Here is an 8,900-nt window from a genome sequence, read left to right as displayed (position 1 = left end):
ATACAGTGTCAACATCACCCGCAGATACCTGCCCCTTCAATCCTTCAAAGTTGAGCATTATTTCCTCTGAGATATGCAAGAATTTTCGGTGAAAATTCTTTGGCCAAATAGGAACCGGCGCACCCAGAAGCGCGCCGGTTCATTTTGTTAACCGTAGCGATATGGCCGTCCGGCCTTGAGCATATCGGCGTTGTACTGTTTGAAAATCTCGACGACTTTCGCCTTGGTTTCGGATTCTGCGGCGATCTCGTCCCAGAACTTGACTGCAGCCTCTTCAACCTGCGCCCATTCTTCATCCGGGATCGAGGTCAGCTGCATCTTGTCCCCGTTGACGCGCAGGCTGGCTTCGCCACCCCAATACCACCACTGGCGGTAGTAATGCGACTGATCACAGCAAACACGGAACAGCGTCTGCAGGTCTTCCGGCAATTCGTTCCAGCGGTCCATGTTGGCAAAGAATGATCCGGCCCAAGCGCCTGAGATATTGTTGGTCAGGAAGTAGTTGGTCACGTCAGCCCAGCCAACTGTGTAATCTTCGGTAATGCCCGACCATGCTATGCCGTCCAGCTCACCAGTCTGGACCGCGACCTCGATGTCTTCCCATGGCAAGGTTACAGGCACCACACCGAACTGCGAGAGGAACCGCCCCGCTGTCGGGAAGGTAAAGACTCGCTTGCCCTTGAGATCTTCGAGGCTGTTGATCGGGTCTTTGGTGGCAAAATGGCATGGGTCCCACGCACCCGCGCTGATGTGCTTGACGCCAACTTTTGAGTATTCTTCGTCCCAGATCTCGTTCAGGCCGTACTGATTGAACAGTACCGGCACATCCAGCGAATAACGTGAAGCAAAGGGAAAGTATCCGCCGAACACAGTCACATCGGTCGGCGACGCCATCGAGTCGTCATCCGACTGAACCGCATCGATGGTCCCTTTCTGCATAGCGCGGAACAGCTCACCGGTCGGGACCAGCTGATCGGCGTAGAACAGTTCGATCTGCATGCGGTCGCCCGCGATTTTGTTGAACATCTCGATGGCTGGATCAATCACATGTGCCGCCAACGCAGGACCTGCATAAGTCTGCATCCGCCAGGTGATTGTGCTCTGGGCCAGAGCAGGTGCAGCCAATGGTGCGGCAGCAACGCCCACGCCTGCGGTTTTCAAAAACTTACGTCTTGTCGTCATGTCAATTTCCTCTCCGTTTAAGTTTGGGTGCCCGTTTGCCGGGCCTTCTGGTTAATTTCCGTAAACATACCCCGGCAGCCAAAGGGCGATTTCCGGGAAGGCCATAATGATAATCAGGGCCAGCACCATCACGCCGACAAATGGGATGATAGAGCGGTAGATGTCCTTCAGCCCAATCTCAGGCGGGGCCATCGCCCGCATCAGGAACAGGTTATAGCCGAAGGGCGGCGTCATATACGCAATCTGGGTGGTGATCGTGTACAGAACCCCGTACCAGATCAGATCAAAGCCCAGCGCTCCGACCAACGGCACGTAAAGCGGCGCCACGATCACAAGCATCGCCGTGTCGTCCAAAAACGTGCCCATGACGATAAAGCTGAGCTGCATCAGGATCAGGATCAGCCATGGCGACAGACCCAGCTGTTCGGTGAACAGGTTCTCGATGGCTTTGACCGCACCAAGACCGTCGAACACCGCCCCAAAGCCCAGCGCCGCTAGGATGATCCACATGAACATGCAGGAAATCGCCAGCGTCTGTTTGGTGCAATCTTCGAAAATCTTCCACGTCATCCGCCGCTTGACGACCGATACAACCAGCGCCGTCAGCGCCCCGATAGCCGAACTTTCCACCAATGATGTCCAGCCATTCACGAACGGCACCATCATGGCAGCGAAGATGATCAGCGGCAGCGCCCCTGCCCCCAGCAGGCGGATTTTTTCGGACCACGGGACCTCATGCGCGTCTTCCATTGCAGGGCCGAGGTGAGGCTGCATGCGGCAGCGGATCCAGATGTAGAGGATAAACAGCCCGGCCATCAGCAGACCCGGCAGGATGCCCGCCAACCACAGCTGTCCAACCGGCTGCCGCGCGATCATGGCATAGAGCACAAGAACCACCGATGGGGGCACAAGGATTCCCAGACTAGATCCTGCCTGAATGACACCCGTGACCATGGTCTTGTCATAGCCCCGCCGCAGCAATTCGGGCAGCGCGATAGTCGCCCCAATCGCCATGCCTGCGACGCTGAGCCCATTCATGGCCGACACCAACACCATCAGGCCAATCGTCCCGATCGCCAACCCGCCATTCACCGGCCCCATCCACACATGGAACATCCGGTAAAGGTCATCGGCCAAGCGGCTTTCAGACAGCACGTACCCCATGAATATGAACATCGGCAGAGTCAGAAGCGGATACCATTTCATCAGCTTCATCGCAGCCGAGAACGGGATGTCCTGCCCTCCGGTCCCCCACAGCGCCAGCGCCGCTATGGTTGCGACCGCCCCGATCGCGCCAAACACGCGCTGACCGGTGAACAGCATCAGCATCATCAGCGCGAACATAAAGATGGCGATAAATTCCTGGCTCATGCCCGCTGCACCCCGATCTCCTGCCCGTTGATCCGGGCTATATCTTTGAAAAATTCCGATATGGCCTGCAGCAGCATCAGGAAGAAGCCAAACACCATGATAGCTTTGACTGGCCAGATATAGGGCCGCCAAGCGGTGGATGAACGCTCCAACCGTCCGATCTCTTCACTGCCCGTGATCAGGCCGGTGAAATAGGACAGAGGCTCATCTCCCCAATATCCAAGGCTATAGGCAGTTGACCCAAGCCCACCGTAAAGCAGCACGCTCAAATAGAGGATCAGGAGGATGACGGTGAACGCGTCGAACCAAGCCTTCTTGCGCGGACTCCAGTTATGATAGAACAAGTCCATCCGCACGTTTGACCCCAGCTGGATCGAGTACGGCCCGCCCACGATATAGTAGGTCACCATAGCGAACTGCGCCATTTCCAACGTCCAGAGCGACGGCAGGAAAAACGTCTTCGAGATCGAGGACCACAGCAGGATTCCCATCATCACGAACAGGCCCCACATCATCACCCGACCGATACGGTAGTTGACCGCATCGACCACGCGCACATATACCGCCATCGCCCGGATCATGCCGCGCCCCTGTTTTGGAACCCGGCCAAAGTCCGGTCGATCCACGCAACCAAATACTCAGCCATCGCACGCTGCTGATCTGACGTGCGGATCAAGTCGTTGCACACCTCGATCATTACATTCGGCAACGCGTTCGCATAGGCCTGCACGTCCAGAGTGTGAGCCACGCCATCAGTGGCTGAATAAGGCTCATTAAGGCGTATCACAAATGGCGAATCTGCAGGCGCTGCGTCCATCATCGCCAACGCGAAACGATCATCGCGGCCATGCAAGATGCCCAACTCAACCTCTCTTTGCTGGTCGTGGTAGATCCGGGTGAAACTGTGCATCGTCACCATCAGCACCAGCGATGAGCGATGTTGCGCGATCTGACCCGACACTGCATCCGAAAACGGGCCATAGACATGCTCAATCCGGGCCTCCCGCTCTTCGGGCGACATCGAGATATTGGCCGGAATGTCATATGCCTCGCTTTTGACAGGCATGGCATCCGGCGCCTCGGGCGGACGATTGCAATCGTAGATCAGGCGCGACACACCGCCATGAACCAACGGTGCGGACATAAGGGCCGCCATGTGCTGAGCCACACCCAACGCACCCGGGTCCCAAGCGATGTGGCTTTCCCGCACCTCGGCCGTCAGCCCCATATCGCCCAGAAAATCGGGAATACGTTTCGAGGCATGTTCACACACCAGCAACACCGAAGGTGCACCGTCTGCGTTTTCCGTATGAACAACAGTTCCGAAGTCCAATGTGCCGTCCTGCGATTCCGTGAAAGGTGTCTTTGGAAAAATTTCCACATTAAGCATTCACCTGTCAATATTTTTCCTGTACAAAATTATCCACACCAGGATGCGTTGGAAAATTATTCACATCAGCGCGTAATTCCTATGCAGGAGGACACTTCAGTGCGGGTGACGGACAGGCTGCTGGCTCATCGGGATGAAATGACTCCGTCTGAGAGGCAATTGATCAGTGTCCTGCTGGACGACTACCCAATGGCAGGTTTGGGAACTATCACCGAGCTGGCCAACGCTGCTTCGGTTTCAACCACCACCGTCGCGAGAATGCTACAGAAAACCGGGTTCGACGGCTACCCCCAGTTTCAGTCCGCACTGCGTGGCGAGGTGAAAGAGATGATCTCGGGGCCCATTGCCAAGCGGGACGTCTGGCAGAACAATCTGCCCGAGGAACACATTCTCAACCGCTACTCCCAGCAAGCGCTAGCCAATCAGAAACGCACGATTGATGAAGTCGACCCGGCAGAATTTGACAGCTTCTGCAAACTTCTCAGCGACCCTGACCGACGCATTTTCATTACTGGCGGGCGTATCACAGGCACATTGGCACAATACCTGTACCTGCATCTGCAGATGATCCGTCCAGACGTAAGGATGCTTCCTTTTGCGGCTTCGTGGACCCATGACCTTTTGGATGTGCGTAAGGGTGACCTGCTGATTGCACTGGACGTGCGGCGATACGAAAACTCTACCATGTTGATTTCGCAACTCTGTCAGGAGCGAGAGGCCGAGATCGTGCTGTTCACCGATCAATGGCGTTCGCCCATTCACAGACTGGCCAAGCACACATTTGCCGCTCGGATTGCGGCACCCTCGGCGTGGGATTCTATGTCCGCCATCCTTATGCTGATGGAATGTGCGATCGCTGAGGTTCAGGAACGCCTGTGGGATTCGGTTAAAGAGCGCACCGATGAACTGGAACAGGCCTTTGACCGCACCAGGCTGTTCCGGAAATTTGGCCAAAGCTCAGGCTCTTAGGTCGAAACCTCTACAACTGACCGTGAGGAGTGTTGCCAGCGCGCAGGTGCGCGGTCACTTTGGTGTCATGACGTTTGTAACCGAAAATCAACTGCCGCTCCTGATCCTGTTCTTTGTGATCGGGTCGGTTGGTACGTCATTCTTGTTTCGCAAACCGGCCGGGCACCGGGCGTGGAAACTGGCAGATCTTGTCTGGGTCGTTCTGGGTGGCATCGGTGCGCTGGTGGCGGTTCTGGCCGGGCTTTACACCTCGGACAGTTCGCGGCTCGACCGACAGATCGACGTAGCATATGCCGCGACGCTGGCGTTTGACCGTGACGCAGCGCGGTTCCGGCTGCGATTCTGCGATCCGGCTTATGACCCAGACACCGCTGTTTTGTGCGACAAGGTCGAGTTCCTGTCGGCCTCAACCGCCAGCAATGCCGACCTGCCCTTGTTCATCGCTGTGACCAATGAGGTCGCACCGTTGCGAGGTTTGCATTTCCTGATCGGCGGGCAAGCGAAAGAGGAACAGGATGAAATGCGCGCTATGGCCGCAAAGGCCGATGCGTTCAACATTGATCAGTTTCTTGTCTTCACCACGCTTGACGACGAAACCCAGGCAGCCATCGACAATATGCGCCGCAAGGTTCCAGCAATCGCCGGAGATTACCTGATCCTTGCACAAAGCTACGATGACTTGGTCGAGCAGGTCGGAAAGCTGAAGGACGAATGGGAATACTTACAGGCCAACGCGCATATTCTGGTGCTGCAGATTGTGGCTTTGTGTCTCGTCAGTTTTGCTGCGCCCTTCCGGCTGGGCAAATCCATTGTTGAACTGCGCGCAACCCTCAGCGCCGATACGCCTGCGCCAACTGTTCCGGATCGGCCCCAAGAAAATACCGTGTCAGAGTCCACAGATTCCGTGCACCCCGACGCACCCAACCGTCCCGCACATAGCGAGCCGCACTCGTAACCACGCGGGTATTCAGCAGCGCAACACGTGGCAAGGCACGCACCAGTGCGACGTCCTCCATCAATGGTTGGTCTGGGTAACCTCCGGCTTGTTCGTAAATGCGGCGCGGCACTAGCAGCCCCTGATCTCCGTAAGGCAGGCTAAATATCCGGCTGCGCAGATTGGCCCAGCCCGCAACCCATGAGGGGCCAAAGCCTTTCGCCCGAAAAGCCAATCGAAAGGCGGCGGGCTGACCGCTAGGCAGGTGCTCGGCCACGTCTTTTGTCCACCCGTCAGGCAACACAGTGTCGGAATGCAGGACCAATAGCCACTCACCCTTGGCCACCGCACACCCCCGCCGCAATTGTCCCCCGCGCGAAGGCGCGCCGGTGACGATCCGTGCCCCCACCTCATCGGCGATTTCAAGGGTTCTATCCGTCGACCCGCCGTCGGTGACGATCAGCTCGCGGATCAGCCCCGCATGTAGCCCTTCAACCAGCGCAGGCAGCGACTCAGAAAGAGCCTCACCCGCGTTTAATGTCGGAATGACGATACTGATCGGTGCTGGCAACGTGGTTACCCTCTGGTCATGGCAGCGCGAACTCCTATATCACGGGGCCGAGGGAAAAGACGAGGACCACCCCATGCCCAATCGCCGTATTCTGCGCCTGAGCGGTTCGGACACCGACAGCTTCTTGCAAGGGCTGGTCACCAATAATGTGGATGGCCTGAGGGATGGGCTGGTTTATGCAGCGTTATTGACCCCTCAGGGCAAGTACCTTGCGGATTTCTTTCTCAAGCGTGACGACGACGCGGTTCTGTTAGACGTGGCCGAGGATATCGCTGACGGCTTCGTCAAACGGCTGAGCATGTACAAGCTGCGCGCCGATGTCAGGATCGAGGACAGCGGCCTGAACCTGCACCGCGGCACCGGCCCTGCACCCGACGGAGCCCTGCCGGACCCGCGCCACCCTGAAATGGGTTGGCGAGCTTATGCCCCCGAAGCCGAAGGCGATGACGGCACCGATTGGGATGCCATTCGCGTGCGGCACTGCATCCCCGAAGCCGGTATCGAACTTACGCCCGATAGCTATATCCTCGAATCCGGGTTCGAGGCGCTGAACGGCGTCGACTTTAAAAAGGGCTGCTATGTAGGGCAGGAAGTCACCGCGCGGATGAAACACAAAACCGAGCTGCGCAAAGGCTTGCGGAGTGTCCGGGTTGATGGCTCTGCCCCGGTCGGGACCGAGATCACTGTAGGCGGCAAACCAGCGGGCACATTGTTCACTCAGTCGAAAGGTCGCGGGATCGCCTATTTGCGCTTTGACCGTGCGACCGGAGAGATGCAGGCTGGCGACGCGACCGTCACGCTCGACGCGTAACTTGTTGCTATTGCGGCACGGCCTAGCCGCAGGTTGCCCTACCCCGGTTTGAACGAGCGCTGCGACCCTGCCACACTGCGTTCAGTTCACCGAACGGATGCGCAAATGTTCAAATTATACAGTGCGATCTGGCGCGCCAGCGCCGGGCGGCAAATCATCCTTATCATCTTATCCATTGCGATCGCGGGCCTTGCCGCCGTGCCGCTGGAATTTCAGCGCGATATCATCAACCACCTGACCGCGGACGATGTCAGCACAGATCGGTTGATCTATCTGGGCACAGGCATGATGTCAGTCATCCTATTGAGCCTCGCATTGAAATGGTTGCTGGGCTATCGCGCAGGCACGCTGGGCGAAGATATTATCCGCCTTATCCGCCAGCGGCTCTTACTGCGATCGGCCGACTTGCATGACGCCGGTGAAACAGTTCGCAAGGGCACAATGACCACCGCAATCTCAGCCGAGGCCGAAGAATTGGGCAAATTCGCGGGTGGTGCGTTTTCTGACCCGGTCGTGCAAATTGGCACGTTGATCAGTGTGATCGGCTATATCTCAGCAACGCAACCGGGGTTGGGCATGATCGCCCTTTCCATGATCGTGCCGCAAATTATCATAGTGCTGATATCCCAGCGCAAAGTGAACGTCTTCGTGGCCGAGCGGGTCCGCATTTTGCGCTCCTCGACCGACAGTCTCACGACCGAGGACATTGACGCGGTGGCGCGCGATGTCGAGGCGATGTTTGACGACATCTATAACACGCGCCGCAAGATGTTTCTCTGGAAGTTGTCGGCCAAATTTCTGCTGAGCGTGATAAACGGTGCCGGGACGGTCGGCGTTCTGATGCTGGGTGGTTATCTGGTTCTGAACGGCAAAACGGATGTTGGGACGGTGGTGGCCGCGACAAGCGGACTGGGTCGCATTCAGGGGCCTACGGCGTTCCTGATCGCCTTCTACCGGCAGGTCAGCGCCAACCGCATCAAATACGAATTGATGCTGGAACTGTTCGGCCCCAACCCTGAACGCTATCGCTACTTGAAGGGTCGAAACTAAAAAAGACCGCGCGGTTCCTGCCGTCGCGGTCTTTTCACGCGTCTTATATGCTCAGGCTCAGGCCCGTTCGGAATACTCCATGGTTTCGGTGTTCACGACGATCATCTCATCCTGACCGATAAAGGGCGGCACCATGACCTTTACACCATTGTCCAGAATAGCCGGCTTGAACGAGTTCGCGGCAGTCTGACCTTTGACTACCGGCTCGGTTTCGACGATCTTGCAGGTCACTTTCTGGGGCAGCGTGGCGTTCAGCGCTTCGCTTTCGTAAAATTCTACGACAATTGTCATGCCGTCCTGCAGAAACGGGCGGCGCTCACCCAGCAATTCGGCGGGCAGTTCGATCTGCTCATAGGTCTCGGCATCCATGAACACCAGCATGCCATCGGATTCGTACAGGAATTGCTGGTCTTTTTGTTCCAGGCGGACGCGCTCGACCTTGTCTGCCGAACGAAAACGTTCGTTCAGTTTGGATCCGTTGCGCAGGTTGCGCAGTTCGACCTGCGCAAAAGCACCGCCTTTACCGGGCTTTACGTGATCCACCTTAACAGCAGCCCACAGCCCGTCGTTATGCTCAAGCACATTGCCGGGGCGAATTTCGTTCCCATTTATCTTGGGCATG

At 57.0% G+C, this 8,900-nt stretch carries 9 protein-coding genes and 1 pseudogene; 4 read left to right on the top strand and 6 right to left on the bottom strand.

All coding sequences use genetic code 11. From position 1 onward, the window contains the following. Nucleotides 1-147 precede the first annotated feature (147 nt). The 4 genes from GOW93_RS18415 to GOW93_RS18400 are packed head-to-tail and all read right to left on the bottom strand — an operon-like array spanning nucleotide 148 to nucleotide 3,886. Nucleotides 148-1,182, bottom strand: a complete 1,035-nt coding sequence (locus GOW93_RS18415; RefSeq protein WP_170387471.1) for a TRAP transporter substrate-binding protein — start codon at nucleotides 1,180-1,182, stop codon at nucleotides 148-150. A gap of 51 nt (nucleotides 1,183-1,233) precedes the next feature. Next, complete coding sequence (locus GOW93_RS18410) at nucleotides 1,234-2,553, bottom strand: TRAP transporter large permease (RefSeq protein ID WP_170387469.1); 1,320 nt, start codon at nucleotides 2,551-2,553, stop codon at nucleotides 1,234-1,236. Next, nucleotides 2,550-3,134 (bottom strand): TRAP transporter small permease subunit, encoded by a 585-nt coding sequence (locus tag GOW93_RS18405; RefSeq protein ID WP_170387467.1) that lies wholly within the window; start codon nucleotides 3,132-3,134, stop codon nucleotides 2,550-2,552. The genes GOW93_RS18410 and GOW93_RS18405 overlap by 4 nt, the downstream gene beginning before the upstream one ends. Beyond that, the gene (locus GOW93_RS18400; protein ID WP_254443677.1) at nucleotides 3,131-3,886 is read right to left on the bottom strand and encodes an N-formylglutamate amidohydrolase; all 756 of its coding nucleotides are present in this window, start codon (nucleotides 3,884-3,886) and stop codon (nucleotides 3,131-3,133) included. The genes GOW93_RS18405 and GOW93_RS18400 overlap by 4 nt, the downstream gene beginning before the upstream one ends. A gap of 162 nt (nucleotides 3,887-4,048) precedes the next feature. Here GOW93_RS18400 and GOW93_RS18395 point away from each other — a divergent pair, with 162 nt between their 5' ends. Further along, the gene (locus tag GOW93_RS18395; protein ID WP_368039688.1) at nucleotides 4,049-4,912 is read left to right on the top strand and encodes a MurR/RpiR family transcriptional regulator; all 864 of its coding nucleotides are present in this window, start codon (nucleotides 4,049-4,051) and stop codon (nucleotides 4,910-4,912) included. Nucleotides 4,913-4,979: 67 nt separating this feature from the next. Further along, a pseudogene (locus GOW93_RS21020) lies at nucleotides 4,980-5,735 on the top strand (hypothetical protein); the annotation flags it as partial. 7 nt (nucleotides 5,736-5,742) lie between these two features. On the opposite strand, the gene GOW93_RS18385 reads toward GOW93_RS21020, so the two are convergent. Further along, nucleotides 5,743-6,417, bottom strand: coding sequence for a TIGR04283 family arsenosugar biosynthesis glycosyltransferase (locus GOW93_RS18385; RefSeq protein WP_170387460.1), 675 nt, complete (start codon nucleotides 6,415-6,417; stop codon nucleotides 5,743-5,745). Between the two features lie 73 nt (nucleotides 6,418-6,490). On the opposite strand from GOW93_RS18385, the gene ygfZ reads away from it, so the two are divergent. After that, entirely contained in the window at nucleotides 6,491-7,228 is a 738-nt protein-coding gene (gene ygfZ, locus GOW93_RS18380) for a CAF17-like 4Fe-4S cluster assembly/insertion protein YgfZ (RefSeq protein ID WP_170387458.1), read from the top strand. A 105-nt stretch (nucleotides 7,229-7,333) separates the two neighbouring features. Continuing rightward, on the top strand, nucleotides 7,334-8,278 hold the full coding sequence (locus GOW93_RS18375) for an ABC transporter transmembrane domain-containing protein (protein WP_170387456.1): 945 nt from the start codon (nucleotides 7,334-7,336) through the stop codon (nucleotides 8,276-8,278). A 57-nt stretch (nucleotides 8,279-8,335) separates the two neighbouring features. Here the strand turns inward: GOW93_RS18375 and efp are convergent, their stop codons facing one another. After that, nucleotides 8,336-8,899: an elongation factor P gene (efp, locus tag GOW93_RS18370; protein ID WP_170387454.1), complete on the bottom strand. Its 564-nt coding sequence runs from the start codon at nucleotides 8,897-8,899 to the stop codon at nucleotides 8,336-8,338. Between the last annotated feature and the right edge of the window lies 1 nt (nucleotide 8,900).

Source organism: Ruegeria atlantica (assembly GCF_013032455.1).
GTDB lineage: Bacteria > Pseudomonadota > Alphaproteobacteria > Rhodobacterales > Rhodobacteraceae > Ruegeria > Ruegeria atlantica_B.
This window is presented reverse-complemented; position numbering and strand designations above follow the sequence as displayed.

Excerpts from the sequence above, each read along its gene's own strand:
- GOW93_RS18415 (WP_170387471.1), bottom strand. The coding sequence starts at position 1,182 with ATGACGACAAGACGTAAGTTTTTGAAAACCGCAGGCGTGGGCGTTGCT.
- GOW93_RS18410 (WP_170387469.1), bottom strand. The coding sequence starts at position 2,553 with ATGAGCCAGGAATTTATCGCCATCTTTATGTTCGCGCTGATGATGCTG.
- GOW93_RS18405 (WP_170387467.1), bottom strand. The coding sequence starts at position 3,134 with ATGATCCGGGCGATGGCGGTATATGTGCGCGTGGTCGATGCGGTCAAC.
- ygfZ (WP_170387458.1), top strand. The coding sequence starts at position 6,491 with ATGCCCAATCGCCGTATTCTGCGCCTGAGCGGTTCGGACACCGACAGC.
- GOW93_RS18375 (WP_170387456.1), top strand. The coding sequence starts at position 7,334 with ATGTTCAAATTATACAGTGCGATCTGGCGCGCCAGCGCCGGGCGGCAA.
- efp (WP_170387454.1), bottom strand. The coding sequence starts at position 8,899 with ATGCCCAAGATAAATGGGAACGAAATTCGCCCCGGCAATGTGCTTGAG.